General features: G+C 65.3%; 19 protein-coding genes. 8 read left to right on the top strand and 11 right to left on the bottom strand.

Features of this window, described 5'->3' with window-relative positions:
- Nucleotides 1-30: 30 nt before the first annotated feature.
- A complete protein-coding gene (rnk, locus tag HND92_RS12520; RefSeq protein WP_015913710.1) occupies nucleotides 31-438 on the bottom strand; it encodes a nucleoside diphosphate kinase regulator in 408 nt (135 codons plus the stop codon).
- 308 nt (nucleotides 439-746) lie between these two features.
- Here rnk and HND92_RS12515 point away from each other — a divergent pair, with 308 nt between their 5' ends.
- From HND92_RS12515 to HND92_RS12505, 3 genes are all read left to right on the top strand, one after another.
- Complete coding sequence (locus HND92_RS12515) at nucleotides 747-1,748, top strand: IS1595-like element ISCsp2 family transposase (RefSeq protein ID WP_011805635.1); 1,002 nt, start codon at nucleotides 747-749, stop codon at nucleotides 1,746-1,748.
- 64 nt (nucleotides 1,749-1,812) lie between these two features.
- Complete coding sequence (locus HND92_RS12510) at nucleotides 1,813-2,970, top strand: PA0069 family radical SAM protein (RefSeq protein WP_172207303.1); 1,158 nt, start codon at nucleotides 1,813-1,815, stop codon at nucleotides 2,968-2,970.
- Nucleotides 2,971-3,025: 55 nt separating this feature from the next.
- A complete protein-coding gene (locus tag HND92_RS12505; RefSeq protein ID WP_172207301.1) occupies nucleotides 3,026-3,325 on the top strand; it encodes a putative quinol monooxygenase in 300 nt (99 codons plus the stop codon).
- Between the two features lie 201 nt (nucleotides 3,326-3,526).
- On the opposite strand, the gene fghA is transcribed toward HND92_RS12505, so the two are convergent.
- The 10 genes from fghA to HND92_RS12455 form a co-directional block, all read right to left on the bottom strand.
- The gene (fghA, locus tag HND92_RS12500; protein ID WP_172207299.1) at nucleotides 3,527-4,399 is read right to left on the bottom strand and encodes an S-formylglutathione hydrolase; all 873 of its coding nucleotides are present in this window, start codon (nucleotides 4,397-4,399) and stop codon (nucleotides 3,527-3,529) included.
- 106 nt (nucleotides 4,400-4,505) lie between these two features.
- The gene (locus tag HND92_RS12495; protein WP_172207297.1) at nucleotides 4,506-5,621 is read right to left on the bottom strand and encodes an S-(hydroxymethyl)glutathione dehydrogenase/class III alcohol dehydrogenase; all 1,116 of its coding nucleotides are present in this window, start codon (nucleotides 5,619-5,621) and stop codon (nucleotides 4,506-4,508) included.
- Between the two features lie 35 nt (nucleotides 5,622-5,656).
- Complete coding sequence (locus tag HND92_RS12490; protein ID WP_015913705.1) at nucleotides 5,657-5,923, bottom strand: metal/formaldehyde-sensitive transcriptional repressor; 267 nt, start codon at nucleotides 5,921-5,923, stop codon at nucleotides 5,657-5,659.
- A 315-nt stretch (nucleotides 5,924-6,238) separates the two neighbouring features.
- Nucleotides 6,239-7,549 (bottom strand): citrate synthase, encoded by a 1,311-nt coding sequence (locus HND92_RS12485; protein ID WP_011805954.1) that lies wholly within the window; start codon nucleotides 7,547-7,549, stop codon nucleotides 6,239-6,241.
- Between the two features lie 42 nt (nucleotides 7,550-7,591).
- On the bottom strand, nucleotides 7,592-7,864 hold the full coding sequence (locus HND92_RS12480) for a succinate dehydrogenase assembly factor 2 (protein WP_047350435.1): 273 nt from the start codon (nucleotides 7,862-7,864) through the stop codon (nucleotides 7,592-7,594).
- A gap of 5 nt (nucleotides 7,865-7,869) precedes the next feature.
- Nucleotides 7,870-8,574: a succinate dehydrogenase iron-sulfur subunit gene (locus HND92_RS12475; protein WP_011805952.1), complete on the bottom strand. Its 705-nt coding sequence runs from the start codon at nucleotides 8,572-8,574 to the stop codon at nucleotides 7,870-7,872.
- 30 nt (nucleotides 8,575-8,604) lie between these two features.
- A complete protein-coding gene (gene sdhA / locus HND92_RS12470; RefSeq protein ID WP_011805951.1) occupies nucleotides 8,605-10,410 on the bottom strand; it encodes a succinate dehydrogenase flavoprotein subunit in 1,806 nt (601 codons plus the stop codon).
- 22 nt (nucleotides 10,411-10,432) lie between these two features.
- Nucleotides 10,433-10,798: a succinate dehydrogenase, hydrophobic membrane anchor protein gene (sdhD, locus tag HND92_RS12465; protein WP_011805950.1), complete on the bottom strand. Its 366-nt coding sequence runs from the start codon at nucleotides 10,796-10,798 to the stop codon at nucleotides 10,433-10,435.
- A gap of 43 nt (nucleotides 10,799-10,841) precedes the next feature.
- Complete coding sequence (gene sdhC / locus HND92_RS12460; protein WP_011805949.1) at nucleotides 10,842-11,276, bottom strand: succinate dehydrogenase, cytochrome b556 subunit; 435 nt, start codon at nucleotides 11,274-11,276, stop codon at nucleotides 10,842-10,844.
- Between the two features lie 139 nt (nucleotides 11,277-11,415).
- Entirely contained in the window at nucleotides 11,416-12,204 is a 789-nt protein-coding gene (locus HND92_RS12455) for a GntR family transcriptional regulator (RefSeq protein ID WP_135149778.1), read from the bottom strand.
- 201 nt (nucleotides 12,205-12,405) lie between these two features.
- Between HND92_RS12455 and HND92_RS12450 the strand changes: the two genes are divergently transcribed.
- The 5 genes from HND92_RS12450 to acnB all read left to right on the top strand — a co-directional run bounded on the left by HND92_RS12450 (nucleotide 12,406) and on the right by acnB (nucleotide 18,574).
- Nucleotides 12,406-13,392 (top strand): malate dehydrogenase, encoded by a 987-nt coding sequence (locus HND92_RS12450; protein ID WP_015913700.1) that lies wholly within the window; start codon nucleotides 12,406-12,408, stop codon nucleotides 13,390-13,392.
- Nucleotides 13,393-13,404: 12 nt separating this feature from the next.
- Nucleotides 13,405-14,181 (top strand): trans-aconitate 2-methyltransferase, encoded by a 777-nt coding sequence (gene tam, locus HND92_RS12445; RefSeq protein ID WP_172207295.1) that lies wholly within the window; start codon nucleotides 13,405-13,407, stop codon nucleotides 14,179-14,181.
- The gene (locus tag HND92_RS12440) at nucleotides 14,178-15,188 is read left to right on the top strand and encodes a CoA ester lyase (protein ID WP_172207293.1); all 1,011 of its coding nucleotides are present in this window, start codon (nucleotides 14,178-14,180) and stop codon (nucleotides 15,186-15,188) included. The genes tam and HND92_RS12440 overlap by 4 nt, the downstream gene beginning before the upstream one ends.
- Nucleotides 15,189-15,247: 59 nt before the next feature.
- Entirely contained in the window at nucleotides 15,248-15,868 is a 621-nt protein-coding gene (locus tag HND92_RS12435) for a hypothetical protein (protein WP_011805944.1), read from the top strand.
- A 114-nt stretch (nucleotides 15,869-15,982) separates the two neighbouring features.
- Nucleotides 15,983-18,574 carry a bifunctional aconitate hydratase 2/2-methylisocitrate dehydratase gene (gene acnB / locus HND92_RS12430; RefSeq protein WP_011805943.1) on the top strand — a complete coding sequence of 864 codons (2,592 nt, stop codon included), beginning with the start codon at nucleotides 15,983-15,985 and terminating at the stop codon, nucleotides 18,572-18,574.
- The last annotated feature ends 127 nt before the right edge of the window (nucleotides 18,575-18,701 follow it).

Genomic DNA, 18,701 nt, shown 5'->3' with positions numbered 1-18,701 from the left:
TGCCTCGGGTCTTGGGTGGTGCGATCGCGCTCAGCGATGCAGCTCACCCGCGTTCTCGGGTTGGAAATCAATGGCGTCCACGCGCACAGTGACCTGGCCGGTGGGGCTGGGCATCTGGAATTCGTCGCCCACGCCCAGGCCCAGCAGTGCGATGCCGACGGGTGCGAACACTGACACCTTGTCGCCCGAGCCGTCCATCTCCTTCGGGTAGACCAGCGTCAGCGTGTTCGTCTTGCCGGTTTCCAGCAGCGTGAAGCGCACGGTGGAATTCATGGTCACCACATTGGGGGGCATGTCCTTGGGATCGAACACGTCGGCGCGGTCCAGCTCGGCCTCCAGTGCCTCGCGGCCAGGAAAGGGGGCGGTTTGTTTTTCCAGCAGGGCTTCGATGCGCTCCAGGTCCAGGGACGACAGGATGATGTGGGGCTTGCGCTGCATGGTGTGATTCCCTTGTAAACGATGGTGAAAGCGCGTCTGCCGGGCAGCCGCGCTCAAACGGACAAAAGCCCGGGCAACGGGGTTGTCCGGGCCAAGGCATGTTCTCAAAAAAAAGCACCAATTGGGTGCGGAAGTGGTGAATTGTGCGGCCTGGTGCCGCGTTTGCCAAGCGATCTCACACGCGCGCAGTGCGAATTGCGCTGCGCTTGCAGCCCTCCGGCAAATGGCGTAGGCCTTTGGATATTGCCAGAATAACTGTTTATTCATAAGGGGTATCTATTTAGCTCCAGTGACGTGAGAATAGCTGGATGGAAACCCAGATGCTAACGCCAACTCCTGGAGGGGACTACCCCCGCACCTGGAACGAATTTCTTGACTGGTTTGCCACCGAAGAGGCTTGCCAGGCGTTCCTGGAGAAGCTTCGGTGGCCCCAAGGCTTCGTCTGCCCGCGTTGCGGCAACGCTGGCGATGTGTACCGCGCCAGCCGCACCCGCCTGATGTGCCGCTCATGCCAGTACCAAGGCACAGTGACATCTGGAACCATCTTTGACAAGACGCGCACACCGCTGCGTGTCTGGCTGGCTGCAGCTTGGTACCTGACCAATCAGAAACAAGGCGTGAGCGCCCTGGGGCTGCAGCGCGTATTGGGTTTGGGGAGCTACCAGACCGCCTGGACCATGCTGCACCGGTTTCGACGTGCCATGGTCCGCCCGGGCCGGGACAAGCTCAAGGGGCTTGTGGAGGTGGATGAAACGTACCTGTCCATCACGGATCGCAAGAATCCCGCCACCCCTGCAGGGCGCAAGAGCAGCACCACCAAAGTGTTGATGGTCATGGCGGTGGAGATCGTGGAGCCCAAGGGGTTTGGGCGCATCCGGTTACGCCGCATTGACCGAGACGCCGCCACCCACGTAATCCCCTTTGTGCAGGAGGTGGTCGAGCCTGGAGCCCAGGTACGCACGGATGGTTCGGCGGCATACCGCGCTCTGGGAGAACTGGGTTACACCCACCAGCGCACCGTCATGCTCGGCTCAGGCGTACCTGCCCATGTCTCCATGGCGGGAGTGCACCGGGTCGCCTCACTGGTACAGCGCTGGGTGCTGGGAACACATCATGGCTCTGTACAGCCAGACCACCTGGACGCCTATCTCGATGAATTCGTGTTCCGTTTCAACCGGCGCACATCCAGCTCACGCGGGATGCTGTTTTACCGCTTGCTGCAGCAAGCGGTGGTTACGCCGCCAGTGACGTATGGGGATGTCGTGAGCAAGAACACCGGGGAGAGCCAATCGGATACCATTGCTGGATGAAATCACAGTATCAATGGGGCTGCTGGAGCTAAATAGATACCCCTTTTATTTATACAGTTATTGAATGCATTCCGAAGACGACCCCCCGCCCTCACTGGCTCCTGTCGTATGGGCGCCCGCGCAGCCGCTCAAGGGGCGGGGTACGGCCACGCGTATGGCCCACCGCTTTATGCGCGATGCGCGCGAGGCGTTTGACGACGGCTGGGGCGGGCCGGAGGAGGGTGTGACGGGCGACGAAAGTGCCGCGCCCGCCGCGCCGCTGACCCAGGTGATCTGGGAAGACGCGCGCAGCGCGCTGTGCGGCAATGATTCGCCCGACATTTTCTTCGAGCAGTCGGTGAACCCTTACCGCGGCTGCGAGCATGGCTGTGTGTACTGCTACGCACGGCCCACGCACAGCTACCTCAACCTGTCGCCGGGGCTGGACTTCGAGACCCGCATCATCGCCAAGCGCAATATCGCCGCGGTGCTGCGGGGCGAGTTGGCGCGCGCCAGCCATCGGCCTTCGGTGGTCAACATCGGCTCCGCCACCGACTGCTACCAGCCGGTGGAGCGTGAGCTGCGCCTCACGCGCGCGCTGATCGAGGTGATGCGCGATGCGCGACACCCGTTCTCGCTGATCACCAAGAGCAGCGGCGTGGAACGTGACCTGGACCTGCTGGCTCCGCTGGCGCACAGCCGGCTGGCGGCGGCCTACGTGACCATCACCACGCTGGATGCGCGCCTGGCCCGCGTGCTGGAGCCGCGCGCGGCCGCGCCGCACCGGCGGCTGCGCACCATCCGCGCGCTGGCCGAAGCCGGCGTGCCCGTCGGCGTGAGCGTGGCGCCGCAGATTCCTTTCATCACGGAGGACATGGAGCAGGTGCTGGCCGCTGCGCGCGATGCGGGCGCCACCTCGGCCTTCTACACGGTGATCCGCCTGCCGTGGGAACTCAATGCCCTGATGCGCGAGTGGCTGCAACTGCACTACCCGCAGCGTGCCGAACGCGTGCTGGCGCGCATTCAGGATCTGCACGGCATCGACGCAACCGCGCGTATCGCGGGCAAGAGCTACGACAGCAGCCACGCCACGCGCATGAAGGGCTCGGGCCTGTGGGCCGACCTGCTGCGCCAGCGCTTCGAGAAGACCTGTGCGCGCCTGGGCCTGAACCGCCAGCGCACGGAACTGGACCTGTCGCAGTACCGCCCGGCGCTGGCGCGCGGGCAGGGCGTGCTGTTCTGAGCGCGGTGCGCGCCGCGGCTAGCATGGGCGCTTTGCTGTGGGGAGGGAGTGGTGAATGCTGTTGATCGTAGGAACCATTCGCCTGCCGGCGGACGGGCTGGCCGCCGCGCTGCCGGCCATGCGGGCGATGGTGCAGGCCTCACGGGCCGAACCGGGCTGCATCGAATATGCGTATGCGCAGGATGTGCTGGACGCCGGGCTGATCCACGTGCATGAGCTGTGGCACAGCCAGGACGACCTGGACCGGCACTTCGCCAGTGCCCACATTGCGCAGTGGCGCGCTCTGTGGCCGGCGCTGGGCATCGGCGGGCGCGACCTGCGCGCCTACGCGGTGGGTGCGCCCCGCCCGGTGTGAGCGGTTTGGCGGGCGCCGGGTGTCAGACGGTGCATGAACCTCGGGCGGCCCGGGCACCCGCGAAAGGGAGGCAGAAACGCGGCCAATCGCGGCCAGTCGCGGCGCAAGGCGCACCCCTCGTGCGGGCTGTAGCGGGCATTCGCAACGGCGCGCGGACAGGTGGGGCTGAACGAGAGAGCCGGGCGGTTCGTTCACACTGCCTCAGGCACCCAACTGCTGCGCGTGGTGGCGCAGGTGGTCGTCGATGAAGCTCTGGATGAAGTAGTAGCCGTGGTCATAGCCCGCGTGGCGGCGCAGCGTGAGCGGCTGGCCGATGGCGCTGCAGGCCGCCTCGAACAGGTGCGGGTGCAATTGATCGGCCAGGAATTTGTCGTCCAGCCCCTGGTCGATGAGGATGCCGCCGGGGTAGGGCGCGAGGGGCTGGTTCTCCATGAGCACGGTGGCGTCGTGCTGTCCCCAGGAGGAGCGGTCCGGGCCCAGGTAGCCGGTGAACGCCTTCTCGCCCCAGGGGCAGCGCGTGGGGGCGCAGATGGGTGCGAAGGCCGACAGGCTCTTGAACCGGCCCGGGTGGCGCAGTGCCAGCGTCAGCGCGCCATGGCCGCCCATGCTGTGGCCAAACAGGCCCAGCCGGGCACCGTCGATGGGCAGGGCGTTGGTGACAAGCGGCAGCAGTTCTTCCAGCAGGTAGCTTTCCATGCGCCAGTGCGTGGACCAGGGGGCTTGCGTGGCGTCCAAATAGAAGCCCGCGCCCACGCCGAAGTCCCAGGCGTCGGCCTCGCCCGCCACGCCCGCGCCGCGCGGGCTGGTGTCGGGGGTGATGAGGGCCAGGCCCAGCTCTGCCGCCAGGCGCTGGGCGCCGGCCTTGGTGGGGAAGGTCTCCTCGGTGCAGGTCAGGCCCGCAAGGTAGAGCAGCGCGGGGACCTTTCCATCCGCACTCTCGGCTGCCAGCGCACGGGGCGGCAGGTAGACGGCGAAGCGCATCGGCAGACCCACTGCGTGCGATGCATGGCGGTAAAAGCGTTGCTCGCCGCCAAAGCAGGCGTGGGCCGAGAGTTGTTCCAGGGTGTCGGACATGGGCGTGTTGCTCCTTTTTAAGTAGCTGCTGGCGCTTGGTATGGGCGGGATTCAGTAATAAAAGTACTGGAATCCCTTGCGCATCAAGCGCCAAGCGCTCCTGTTTTTATGCAGCGTAGTTCACCACCGAGCGGATCGACTTGCCCTCGTGCATCAGGTCGAACGCCTGGTTGATGTCCGTGAGGCCCATGGTGTGGGTGACGAACGGGGCGAGCTGGATCTTGCCGGCCATGGCGTCCTCCACCATGCCGGGCAGTTCGCTGCGGCCCTTGACGCCGCCGAAGGCCGTGCCCAGCCACTTGCGGCCCGTGACGAGCTGGAACGGGCGGGTGCTGATCTCCTGCCCCGCACCGGCCACGCCGATGATCACGCTCTGACCCCAGCCGCGGTGTGCGCATTCCAGCGCCGCACGCATCACGTTGACGTTGCCAATGCACTCGAAGCTGTGGTCCACACCCCAGCCAGTCATCTCCACGATCACCTGCTGGATGGGCTTGTCGAAGTCCTTGGGGTTCACGCAGTCGGTGGCGCCGAAGGTGCGTGCCAGGTCGAACTTGCCCGGGTTGGTGTCGATGGCGATGATGCGGCCCGCGCCGGCCAGTTGGGCGCCCTGGATCACCGCCAGGCCGATGCCGCCCAGGCCGAACACGGCCACGCTGTCGCCCGGCTGCACCTTGGCGGTATTCTTGACCGCGCCCAGCCCGGTGGTCACGCCGCAGCCCAGCAGGCAGACCTGCTCGGGGTTGGCATCGGGGTGAACCTTGGCCAGCGACACCTCGGCCACCACGGTGTATTCGCTGAACGTGGAGCAGCCCATGTAGTGGTACACGGGCTGGCCGTTGTACGAGAAGCGCGTGGTGCCGTCGGGCATTACGCCCTTGCCCTGCGTGGCGCGCACGGCCACGCACAGGTTGGTCTTGCCGCTCTTGCAGAACAGGCATTCGCCGCATTCGGCGGTGTACAGCGGAATCACATGGTCGCCCGGCTTGACGCTGGTGACGCCTTCGCCCACCTCCACCACGACGCCCGCGCCCTCATGGCCCAGCACGGCGGGGAAGATGCCCTCGGGGTCGTCGCCGCTGAGCGTGAAGGCATCGGTGTGGCATACGCCGGTGTGGGTGATCTTGACCAGTACTTCGCCCTTGCGGGGCGGGGCCACGTCGAGTTCGACGATCTGCAGGGGTTCACCAGCTTTGAAGGCGACGGCGGCGCGGGATTTCATGGGAGGGCTCCTTGTGGTGAAAGGGTGGGGGAACGTTACTTCAGGTACGAGCGCAGCAAGGCCAGCGTCTCGTCCACGGCCTCGGGCGAGGGGGCGGGCTCTTGCGCCAGCGTTTCGCGCACATGGCTGTCCAGCATGTCGGCCATCAGCCCATGCACGGCGCCGCGCAGGGCGGCCAGCTGCTGCAGGATGGGTGCGCAGTCGCTGCCCGCCTGCACGGCGCGCTCCAGCGCCTCGGCCTGGCCGCGGATGCGGCGCAGGCGCGTGATGGCGCGTTGCTTGTCTTCGGCGGTATGGGGCATGGCGGTTGGATGGGCGGGCGTTGGGCCGGGATGTGTTGCTATGTGTCTTGTACTAGGGGGAAGTATAAATCGATGGCGCTTTAGGATGAAGCGCTGGCGGGCAATAAATGCCTATTACTGGGAGGGGGTATAGGTGGATGCGCCCGATCGGCGTGTCGCGCGGGCATTGGCGGCGTAGCGGTTGACCGCGGGCTGCAGCACGGTTCCCGTTGTGCGCAGCAAAAAGGGCCCGGACGCAAAAAAGCCCGCAGGCAACAGGTGCGTGCGGGCGGGGGGCGGGGCACGCCTGCCTTCGCGGCAGGCGGCGCTGCTTGATCAGCGCTTGTTGAGGGCCGGAACGTCGCGGCGCTCGGCGCCCACGAACAGCTGACGGGGGCGGCCGATCTTGTACTCGGGGTCGCCGATCATCTCGTTGAGCTGGGCGATCCAGCCCACCGTACGGGCCAGCGCGAAGATGCCGGTGAACAGGTTGACCGGGATGCCGATCGCGCGCTGCACGATGCCGGAGTAGAAGTCCACGTTCGGGTAGAGCTTGCGCTGCACGAAGTAGTCGTCCTCCAGGGCGATCTTCTCCAGCTGCTTGGCCAGGGCGAACAGCGGGTCCTTTTCCAGGCCCAGCTCGGCCAGCACTTCGTTGCAGGTTTCCTGCATGAGCTTGGCGCGGGGGTCGTAGTTCTTGTACACGCGGTGGCCAAAGCCCATCAGCTTCACGCCGGAGGACTTGTCCTTGACCTTCTCCATGAACTCGCCCACCTTGGACACGCCGCCCATGGCCTGGATTTCTTCCAGCATGTTCAGGCAGGCCTCGTTGGCGCCGCCGTGGGCAGGGCCCCACAGGCATGCCACGCCGGCAGCGATGGCGGCGAACGGGTTGGTGCCCGAGGAGCCGCACAGGCGCACCGTGGAGGTGGAGGCGTTCTGCTCGTGGTCGGCGTGCAGGATGAAGATGCGGTCCATCGCGCGTTCGATCACGGGGTTGACCTTGTAGTCCTCGCAGGGCGTGCCGAACATCATGCGCAGGAAGTTGCCTGCGTAAGAGAGGTCGTTGCGGGGGTACATGTAGGGCTCGCCCTTGCCGTACTTGTACGCCATGGCCACCAGCGTGGGCATCTTGGCGATCAGGCGAATGGCGGAGATCTCGCGGTGCTCGGGGTTATTGATGTCCGTGCTGTCGTGGTAGAAGGCCGACAGCGCGCCCACCAGACCGGTCAGCACGGCCATGGGGTGTGCGTCGCGGCGGAAACCGCGCAGGAAGAACTGCATCTGCTCGTTGACCATGGTGTGCTTGGTCACGCGGTCGTTGAACGTGGCCTTCTGCGCGGCGTTGGGCAGCTCGCCATTCAGCAGCAGGTAGCAGGTTTCGAGGTAGTCGCACTGGGTGGCGAGCTGCTCGATGGGGTAGCCGCGGTACAGCAGCTCGCCCTTGTCGCCGTCGATGTAGGTGATGGACGACTGGCAGGAGGCCGTGGAAAGGAAACCGGGGTCATAGGTGAACATGCCCGTTTGCGCGTACAGCTTGCGGATGTCGACCACGTCCGGGCCGATGCTGCCTTGGTACACGGGGAGTTCCACGCTCGGGCTGCCGTTGCTGAACGATAGCGTCGCTTTGTTGTCTGCCAGTTTCATTTCCAGTTTCCTTCTGTAGTTTGCCTTGCACGGGGCTGGGGCTTAAGCGCGGTTGCGCAACTGCTCCAGCACTTCCTTGACTTCGTCCTTAGCGACTTCGCCCGTGGGTTCCTTGCGGCGCAGCAGCAGGTCCAGCAGGTCGTTGTCCGACAAGTCCATCAGTAGCGTGAGTCCTCGCGCCTGACGGATCGTCAGGCAGGAGCCGTGGGTTGCGAAGAACCGCTCGAGAAACAGGTCGTTCTCCACCAGCCCGCGGCGGCAGCGCCACCGCAGGATGGCCACTTCGCGTTCGTCCAGCAGCGCTTCGTCAGCCATGGTTCTCAGATGGCACGGCGTGCCATCAATTCCTTGATCTTGCCAATCGCGCGCGTGGGGTTCAGGTGCTTGGGGCACACGTCCACGCAGTTCATGATGGTATGGCAGCGGAACAGGCGGTAGGGGTCTTCCAGGTTGTCCAGGCGCTCGCCCGTGGCCGTGTCGCGGCTGTCCGCGATGAAGCGGTAGGCTTGCAGCAGGCCGGCGGGACCCACGAACTTGTCGGGGTTCCACCAGAACGAGGGGCAGCTCGTGGAGCAGCTGGCGCACAGAATGCACTCGTACAGGCCGTTGAGCTCTTCACGCTCTTCGGGCGACTGCAGACGCTCCTTGGTGGGCGACGCGTAGATGTCGCTTTGCAGGTAGGGCTTGATCGAGTGGTACTGCTTGAAGAACTGCGTCATGTCCACGATCAGGTCGCGGATCACCGGCAGGCCGGGCAGGGGCTTCAAGACGATGTCGCCCGAGAGGGTCTTCATGTTCGTCAGGCAGGCCAGGCCGTTCTTGCCGTTGATGTTCATGGCGTCGGAGCCGCACACGCCTTCGCGGCAGGAGCGGCGGAACGACAGCGTGGGATCCTGTGCCTTGAGCTTGAGCAATGCATCCAGCAGCATGCGTTCGTGGCCGTCGAGCTCGACCTCCACGGTCTGCATGTAGGGCTTGGCGTCCTTGTCCGGGTCGTAGCGGTAGATCTTGAAAGTGCGTTTCATGGGTTGTTTCTCTCGTGGGCAGCGGCTGTCTTAGAACGTGCGGACCTTCGGAGGAATGCTGTCCACCGTCAGGGGCTTCATGTTCACGGGCTTGTAGCTCAGGCTGTTGCTGGCGCTGTGCCACAGCGTGTGCTTGAGCCACTCCTTGTCATTGCGGCCCAACGGGAAGTCGGGATGGTCGGCAGGGTGCTCGTAGTCGTCCACGGTGTGTGCGCCACGGCACTCCTGGCGGGCCGCGGCCGAGGTCATCGTGGCCTGGGCGACCTCGATCAGGTTGTCCACTTCCAGCGCTTCCATGCGTGCGGTGTTCCAGACCTTGGACTTGTCCTTCAGGGTCACGGTGCCCACGCGCTCGCGGATGGCGTTGATCTTGACCACGCCTTCGTCCATGCCCTTTTGCGTGCGGAACACGCCGGCGTGCTGCTGCATGGTCTGGCGGATGTCGTTGGCCAGGTCCTGGGCGTAGACGCCGTCCTTGGATTCTTCCAACTGGTTCAGGCGCGCCAGGGTGCGGTCGCTGCCGTCGGCCGGCACGGCCTTGTGCTCGCCGTAGCCCCCAACGAATTGCACGATGTGCTTGCCGGCCGACTTGCCGAACACCAACAGGTCGAGCAGCGAGTTCGTGCCCAGGCGGTTGGCGCCGTGCACCGACACCGCGGCGCATTCGCCGACGGCGTACAGGCCATTGACCACGTTGTTCTTCTCGCCGTCCCAGGTGACGACCTGGCCGTGGATATTGGTCGGAATGCCGCCCATCTGGTAGTGGATGGTGGGCACGACGGGGATCGGTTCCTTGGTGATGTCCACGTTGGCGAAGTTGTGGCCGATCTCTTCCACCGACGGCAGGCGCTTGCGGATGGTGTCAGCGCCCAGGTGGTCGAGCTTCATCAGGATGTAGTCCTTGTTGGGACCGCAGCCACGGCCTTCCTTGATCTCCTGGTCCATCGAGCGGGACACGAAGTCGCGCGGTGCCAGGTCCTTCAAGGTGGGCGCGTAACGCTCCATGAAACGCTCGCCATTGCTGTTCAGCAGGATGGCGCCTTCGCCGCGGCAGCCTTCGGTCAGCAGCACGCCCGCGCCGGCCACGCCGGTGGGGTGGAACTGCCAGAACTCCAGGTCCTGCAGCGGGATGCCCGCGCGTGCGGCCATGCCCAGGCCGTCGCCGGTGTTGATGAAGGCGTTGGTCGATGCCGCAAAGATGCGGCCAGCGCCGCCTGTGGCCAGCAGCACGGCCTTGGCGTGCAGTTCGTACAGGTCGCCGGTTTCCAGTTCCAGCGCGGTTACGCCGACCACGTCGCCCTCAGCGTCGCGGATCAGGTCCAGCGCCATCCATTCCACGAAGAAGTTGGTCTTGGATTCGACGTTCTTCTGGTACAGCGTGTGCAGCATGGCGTGGCCGGTACGGTCGGCCGCGGCGCAGGCGCGCTGCACGGGCTTCTCACCGTAGTTGGCCGTGTGGCCGCCGAAGGGGCGCTGGTAGATGGTGCCGTCGGGGTTGCGGTCGAACGGCATGCCGAAATGCTCGAGCTCGATCACCACCTTGGGTGCTTCGCGGCACATGAACTCGACGGCGTCCTGGTCGGACAGCCAGTCGCCGCCCTTGATGGTGTCGTAGAAATGGTAGTGCCAGTTGTCCTCGCTCATGTTGCCCAGCGATGCGGACACGCCGCCTTGCGCTGCCACGGTGTGCGAGCGGGTGGGGAAGACCTTGGACAGGCAGGCCACGTTCAGGCCCGCGCGCGACAGTTCCAGCGAGGCGCGCATGCCGGAGCCGCCGGCCCCCACGATGACCACGTCGAACTTGCGCTTGGTGATGTTGGCTTTGGTGTAGCTCATTGTTTTCTTTCAATCGCGGGAATCAGAGACGCCACAGAGTCTGGAAGCCCCAGCCGGCGCAGGCCACCAGCCAGACGATGGTGAAGACCTGCAGCAGCAGGCGCAGCCCGGCGGACTTCACGTAGTCCATCCACACGTCGCGCACGCCGACCCAGACGTGCCAGACCAGGGCCACGATGACGGAGAACGTGAGCACCTTCATCCACTGGGTCGAGAAAATGCCGGCCCAGCGGTCGTAGCCGATGGGGCCCTTGCTGAAGATCACCTGCGCCAGCAGTGCGATGGTGAACAGGGCCATGAGGGCGGCGGTCACGCGCTGGGCCAGCCAGTCGCGGATGCCGTAGTGGGCACCGACCACGGTGCGCTTGGAGCCGTAATTCACGGACATGGGGAGTTCCTTATCGTGGGTGGGGAGAGCGATCCGCGCGGGATCAGTACAGGCCGAACAGCTTGGCGCCCAGCACCAGCGTGAGGCCGATGCTCAGCACCAGCGTCACGATGGCGGAGCTCTTGCCGAACTCCTTGCTGACGGCCTCGTGGCTCACGTCCATCCACAGGTGGCGCAGGCCGGCGATGAAGTGGTGCAGGTAGGCCCAGATCAGGGCCAGCGCCACCAGCTTGACGAACCAGCCCGGCACGAAACCCAGGCCCGCGGTGAACGCGGAGGTGAAGCGGCCGAACGAAATCTCCGAGGACACCGAGGTGTCGAACATCCACAGCACGAAGGGCAGCAGCAGGAACATGATCATGCCGCTCGCGCGATGCAGGATGGAGACCCAGCCCGCGGCCGGCAGGCGGTAGGTCCTCACGTCGTTGAAGATGTTGATGTTGCGGTATTCGGGCCGTTTCTTGGCGAGCTCTGTCATGGCGGGTGCTTTCGTGGATGTAACTGCGTTGTAATCGCGCTGAAGGCAGACAACCCAAAATTCTATTGCAATGCAACACCAGGGGGCTGCGGAGACTGCGTATTCTCCCCGCGGGCGTTTGCATGCGGGCTGCGGTGGATCAGCTCAGTTCGTTGTGGTAGTGGTGGGTATCGGTCCGGTACAGGCCTCGACGTAACTCCATGGGAACATCGTTATATGTGTAAGCAAGCCGCTCCACGCTGAGCAGCGGGGTGCCGGGGGGGACGCCCAGCCCTTCGGCCTGGGCGGCGTCCGGCAGCACGGCACGCAGCTTCTCCTCGGCGCGCACCATGCGCACGCCGAAGTCCAGCTCGAACATGGCGTAGGTGGGTCCCTGGTAGTGGGCCATCTGCTCGGCGGTCAGGCCCTTGAACGCCTGGCCGGGCAGCCAGATGTCCTCCAGGATGGTGGGCACGCCCACAAACGACAGGATGCGCTTGACCTGCACCACCACATCTCCGGTCCGCAGCGCCAGCGTGCGTGCGATCTCCGCACTGGCGCGCATGCGCCGGCACTCCAGGATGGTGCGCTGCGCCGGGCCTTCCACGCGGGCGTCTCCCGTGTCAGGCAGCAGTTTCAGGAAGCGGTACTGCACCTGCCGCTCTGCGTGGGTGGCCACGAAGGTGCCTTTGCCCTGGCGGCGCATCACGAGGTTTTCGGCTGCCAGCTCGTCGATGGCCTTGCGCACCGTGCCCTGGCTCACGCGAAAGCGCGCAGCCAGTTCCATTTCGCTGGGGATGGCTTCACCGGGCTTCCATTCACCATGCTGCAGGCTGTGCAGGATGAGCCCCTTGATCTGCTGGTACAGGGGGCTGAATGCGGGAGTCGATGCCCCTGCACCCGCGCCTGGGGGTGTGCCTTCTGTGGTCGGAGGGGGCGAGGAGGACATGGTGGGCTGTGCCGGGGGGCGGAGCATGCCGCTGAATTGAGGGCGATCATATCTTATATAAGACATAAGACAAATTGACCCTGCGCAGTAATCGGCGGTAAACTCCTGGGCTGTTCTGCGGGGCACGGGCTGCTGATGACTGGCGCTGGTGCGACCTTGCACCAACACCACCTCCCTCACACCTCTTTCTGGAGTTTTCGCATGAGCAAGAAACCCGTTCGTGTCGCCGTGACCGGCGCTGCAGGCCAAATCGGTTACGCGCTGCTGTTCCGCATCGCTTCCGGCGAAATGCTGGGCAAGGACCAGCCCGTCATCCTGCAACTGCTGGAAATTCCCGACGAGAAGGCCCAGAACGCGCTCAAGGGCGTGATCATGGAATTGGAGGACTGCGCGTTCCCGCTGTTGGCCGGCATCGAAGCCCACTCGGACCCCATGACCGCCTTCAAGGATACCGACTACGCCCTGCTGGTCGGCGCCCGTCCGCGCGGCCCCGGCATGGAGCGTGCCGACCTGCTGGCTGCCAATGCCCAGATCTTCACGGCCCAGGGCAAGGCCCTGAACGCCGTGGCCTCGCGCAACGTGAAGGTGCTGGTGGTGGGCAACCCCGCCAATACCAACGCCTACATCGCCATGAAGTCGGCCCCCGACCTGCCGGCCAAGAACTTCACGGCCATGCTGCGCCTGGACCACAACCGTGCAGCTTCCCAACTGGCGGCCAAGGGTGGCTTCAAGGTGGGCGACATCAAGAAGCTGACGGTGTGGGGCAACCATTCGCCCACGATGTATGCCGACTACCGTTTCGCCACGGTGGACGGCAAGTCCGTGAAGGACGCCATCAACGACCAGGCCTGGAACAAGGATGTGTTCCTGCCCACCGTCGGCAAGCGCGGCGCAGCCATCATCGCCGCTCGTGGCCTGTCCTCGGCTGCGTCTGCCGCCAACGCCGCCATTGACCACATGCGCGACTGGGCCCTGGGCTCCAAGGGCGAGTGGGTGACGATGGGTGTGCCCTCCAACGGCGAATACGGCATTCCCGCCGGCATCGTGTTCGGCTTCCCGGTCACCACCGAGAACGGCGAGTACAAGATCGTCGAAGGCCTGGCCATCGACGCTTTCTCGCAAGAGTGCATCGACAAGACCCTGGCCGAGCTGCAAGGCGAGCAGGACGGCGTCAAGCACCTGCTGTAATCGCGCATCTCCATGCACGACTGGGATCCCGCGCTCTACCAGCGCTTCGAGAGCGAGCGCACACGCCCGGCTGTCGAGTTGCTGGCGCGGGTCTCCCATCCCGCACCCCGCCACATCGTGGACTTGGGCTGCGGGAATGGCAATTCCACGCAATTGCTGCTGGAGCGGTTCCCGCAGTCGCAACTCATCGGTCTGGACAACTCCGAAGCGATGCTGGCCAGTGCGCGCAAGCGTTTGCCCGGTGTGCCCTTCGTGCAGGCCGACATTGCCGACTGGGCGCCCACCGTGGCGCCCGATTTGATTTTTGCCAACGCCTCCCTGCAGTGGGTGGCAGGGCATGCCGGGCTGTTCGCCCGGTTGATGCGCTGCCTGGCACCCGGCGGTGTCCTGGCGGTGCAGATGCCCGACAACCTGGACCAGCCGTCGCACCAGCTCATGCGCGAGCTGGCGAGCCAGTCTGCGTGGCGTGATCAGCTGGCGCATGCCGCGGACCAGCGCGCGGCACTGTTGTCGGTGGAGGCTTATTACGACCTTCTCGCGCCCATGGCCTGCCGGGTGGATATCTGGCACACCGCGTACCGCCATGTCATGCCTTCGGTCCAGGCCATCGTCGAGTGGCTGGAGTCCACAGGCCTGAAACCCTTCCTTGATCCGCTCCCCGCCGTGTTGCGGGATGCGTATCTGCAGGCCTACACGCAGCGCATTGGCGAGGCCTATACCGAGCGCGCGGACGGCCATCGGCTGTTTGCGTTTCCCCGTTTGTTCATTGTTGCCCAGCGTGCCCCATGACCTCGTCCGCTGCCCATCCCGCTGAAGTCCTGCTGGGCGCTCAGGCGGGCGCCCATGCGATCCCCGTGTGCGACCACTACAGCGGCGTGGAAGTGCGCATGCGCAAGAGCCTGCAACTGCAGCAGGAGCTGCTTGCCGAGTTTGGCCATTGCGTGTTTGACGTGACGCTCGACTGCGAGGACGGCGCGCCCGTGGGGCAAGAGCGCGAGCACGCCATGCTGGTGGCACGCCTGGCGCGCGAAGCCGGGGCCGGCGCGCGTGTGGCGGCACGTGTGCACACGGTTGACCACCCCGCCTTCGCGCAGGACATGGCCATCATCGCCGGTGAGGCGGGGCAGCGCCTGTGCCACATCATGCTGCCCAAGGTGGAAACCGTGGACGACGTGCTCGCGGCAGAGCGAGCGCTGGAGGCCGCAGGCGCCAGCCATCTGCCGCTGCACGCCCTTATCGAGTCCCCCGCTGCCGTGCACCGGGCCTTCGAGATCGCCGCGCACCCGCGCATCCAGAGCCTGAGCTTCGGCCTGATGGACTTCGTTTCCGCCCATGGCGGTGCGATTCCCGCCTCGGGCATGACGTCCACCGGGCAGTTCGAGCATCCGCTCGTCGTGCGTGCCAAGCTGGAGATCTCCGCCGCCTGCCATGCCAATGGCAAGGTGCCATCGCACTGCGTGGTTACTGAATTCAGCGATCCCGACGCCATGCAGGCCGCGGCCGGCAGGGCTGCGCGCCAGTTCGGCTACACGCGCATGTGGAGCATCCACCCCGCGCAGATCCGGCCCATCCTGGCGGCTTTCGCACCGGAAGGTGCGGAAATCGCGCGGGCCAGCCGCATCATTTCTGCCGCCATCCAGGCTGACTGGGCTCCCATCAGCGAGGAGGGCGTACTGCACGACCGCGCAAGCTACCGCTATTTCTGGCAGGTGCTCGAGCGTGCACACCAGACCGGCCGCATGCTGCCCGCCGAGGCGCAGGGCTGGTTTGCCAAGGCTGAGACCACGTCCACCTGATACGGGTATTCTTGTCGCCCCATCTGCCTTCCATTCATTCTTTCCCCGCAGGAGTCACCATGAAGACCCTCATCGCTTCCGCATTGATACTGTTGGCGCCCGCCCTCACCACGGCGCAGACGGCGACCAAGCCCGCCGCCCCCGCCGAGGCCAAGAAGAGCAGCGCCAAGCCTGCGGCGAAGAGCACCTCCGCCAAGGCGACCAAGCCCAAGGCCGAGAAGAAGAGCGACACCGTCGCCAAGGCGTCGCCTACCAGCAGCCGCACGCGCCTGCACAGCGGTGCCGTGCAGGTGGCGTCGGGCCTGGCCGCAGCCGAGGCGGCGCTCACTCCCGAAGAACTGCAGATCGCCGAGCGCGTGTACACGGGCCGCATGGCGTGCGAACTGGGCGCGTTCGTGAGCATCGAGGCCGATACGCAGTCGCCCGGGCGCTTCCATGTGGAAGGCAAGGGCTTCAAGTACCACATGGCCCCGGTGGCCACCACCACCGGCGCGGTGCGCCTGGAAGACCAGCGCGCGGGTGCCGTGTGGGTGCAGATCGCCAACAAATCCATGCTCATGAACCAGAAGCTGGGCCAGCGCATGGCTGACGAATGCATGAGCCCGCAGCAGGTGGTGGTGGCCGAGGCCATCAAGAAGAACCCGCCGCAAAGCCTGCTGGACAACCCGGCCGCCAAGTAAACCTAAAGCCGCCTGCCGGCGGGGCCACGCAGTGCACGCCTGCCGTGTGCGCCAGTGTGGCCGGCCGGTTGTCGCCCCACTTTGAAAACCTAGACTATCCCGGAGAAAGAATACATGTTGAAAGCCTACCGCGACCATGTGGCCGAGCGCGCTGCATTGGGCATCCCGCCGCTGCCGCTCGATGCCAAGCAGACGGCCGAACTGATCGAGCTGATCAAGAACCCGCCCGCTGGCGAGGAGGCTTTCCTGGTGGACCTGCTGACCCACCGCGTGCCGCCGGGGGTGGACGACGCAGCCAAGGTCAAGGCGTCCTTCCTCGCGGCCGTCGCCCATGGCGACATCACGGTCGGCCTGATTTCCAAGGCCAAGGCCACCGAGCTGTTGGGCACCATGGTGGGTGGCTACAACGTGCACCCTCTGATCGAGCTGCTGGACGACGCCGAAGTCGCTTCCGTGGCTGCCGAAGCGCTGAAGAAGACGCTGCTGATGTTCGACTTCTTCAACGACGTGGCCGCCAAGGCCAAGGCCGGCAACGCCAAGGCCCAGGAGGTCATGCAGAGCTGGGCCAATGCCGAGTGGTTCACCAGCCGCCCCGAGGTCGAGAAGAAAATCACCGTCACCGTGTTCAAGGTGCCCGGCGAAACCAACACCGACGACCTGTCGCCCGCACCCGATGCCTGGAGCCGCCCCGACATTCCGCTGCACTACCTGGCCATGCTCAAGAACACGCGTCCTGACGCGGCGTTCAAGCCCGAGGAAGACGGCAAGCGCGGCCCGATGCAGTTCATCGAAGACCTGAAGAAGAAGGGCCACTTGGTTGCCTACGTCGGTGACGTGGTGGGCACCGGTTCTTCGCGCAAGTCCGCTACCAACTCGGTGATCTGGGCCACCGGCCAGGACATCCCCTTCGTGCCGAACAAGCGTTTCGGCGGCGTGACGCTGGGTGGCAAGATCGCCCCCATCTTCTTCAACACGCAGGAAGATTCCGGCGCTCTGCCCATCGAAGTCGATGTGTCCAAGCTCGAAATGGGCGACGTGATCGACGTGCTGCCCTACGACGGCAAGATCGTCAAGAACGGCGAAACCGTGGCTGAGTTCGCGCTCAAGAGCGACGTGCTGCTGGACGAAGTGCGCGCCGGTGGCCGTATCAACCTGATCATTGGCCGCTCGCTCACCGCCAAGGCGCGCGAGGCCCTGGGCTTGCCCGCATCGACCGTGTTCCGCCTGCCCAAGGCGCCGGCTGAATCCAAGGCCGGCTTCACGCTGGCGCAGAAGATGGTCGGCCGTGCCTGCGGCCTGCCCGAAGGCCAGGGTATCCGTCCCGGCACGTATTGCGAGCCGAAGATGACCACCGTGGGTTCGCAGGACACCACCGGCCCGATGACGCGCGATGAGCTGAAGGATCTGGCCTGCCTGGGCTTCTCGGCCGACCTCGTGATGCAGTCCTTCTGCCACACCGCTGCGTACCCGAAGCCGGTGGACGTGAAGACCCACCGCGAACTACCAGCCTTCATCAGCAGCCGCGGCGGCGTGTCCCTGCGCCCCGGCGACGGCGTGATCCACAGCTGGCTCAACCGCCTGCTGCTGCCCGACACAGTGGGCACCGGCGGTGACTCGCACACCCGCTTCCCCATCGGCATCTCCTTCCCCGCAGGCTCCGGCCTCGTGGCTTTCGGCGCTGCCACCGGCGTGATGCCGCTGGACATGCCCGAGTCGGTGCTGGTGCGCTTCAAGGGTGAGATGCAGCCCGGCGTGACGCTGCGCGACCTGGTGCACGCGATCCCGCTGTACGCCATCAAGGCGGGCCTGCTGACCGTGGCCAAGGCCGGCAAGAAGAACATCTTCTCGGGCAAGATCCTCGAAATCGAGGGCCTGCCGGACCTGAAGGTGGAGCAAGCCTTCGAGCTGTCCGACGCCTCGGCCGAGCGTTCCGCCGCCGGCTGCACGATCAAGCTCAACCCCGAGCCGATCGCTGAGTACCTGCGCTCCAACGTCGTGCTCATGAAGAACATGATCGCCGATGGCTACCAGGACGCGAAGACGCTGCAGCGCCGCATCGAGAAGGTCGAAGCCTGGCTGGCCAACCCGAATCTGCTCGAAGCCGACAAGGACGCCGAGTACGCCGCCGTGATCGAGATCGATCTGGCCGACATCAAGGAGCCCATCGTTTGCTGCCCGAACGACCCGGACGATGCCAAGTTCCTGTCCGAAGTGGCTGGCACCAAGATCGACGAAGCCTTCATCGGCTCGTGCATGACCAACATCGGTCACTTCCGCGCCGCAGCCAAGCTGCTGGGCGGCCAGCGCGACATTCCCGTCAAGCTGTGGGTGGCACCGCCCACCAAGATGGACCAGAGCGAGCTGATCAAGGAAGGCCACTACGCTGCCTTCGGTACGGCCGGCGCGCGTACCGAAATGCCCGGCTGCTCGCTGTGCATGGGCAACCAGGCCCAAGTGCGCGAGGGTGCGACGGTGATTTCCACCTCCACCCGCAACTTCCCCAACCGCCTGGGCAAGAACACCAACGTGTTCCTGGGCTCGGCCGAGCTGGCCGCCATCGCCTCGCGCCTGGGCAAGCTACCCACCAAGGAGGAATACCTCCAGGAAATGGGCGTGATCGATGCCGACAAGGCCAGCGTGTACCGCTACATGAACTTCGACCAGATCGAGGAGTATGCAGAGGTCGCCAAGGGCGTGACGGCCTGATCGCCGGCTGAGGCCCGGGCCGCGGCGCGGCCCCTCCCGTCAACCCCCGCAGGGCGCATGCCTGGCGGGGGTTTTCTTTTGCTCATTAATTGATAGCTGCTTACGCTTGCTGGTGCTGCGTTAGCGG

The organism is Diaphorobacter sp. JS3050 (assembly GCF_013154915.1).
Taxonomy (GTDB): domain Bacteria; phylum Pseudomonadota; class Gammaproteobacteria; order Burkholderiales; family Burkholderiaceae_C; genus Diaphorobacter; species Diaphorobacter nitroreducens.
This window is presented reverse-complemented; position numbering and strand designations above follow the sequence as displayed.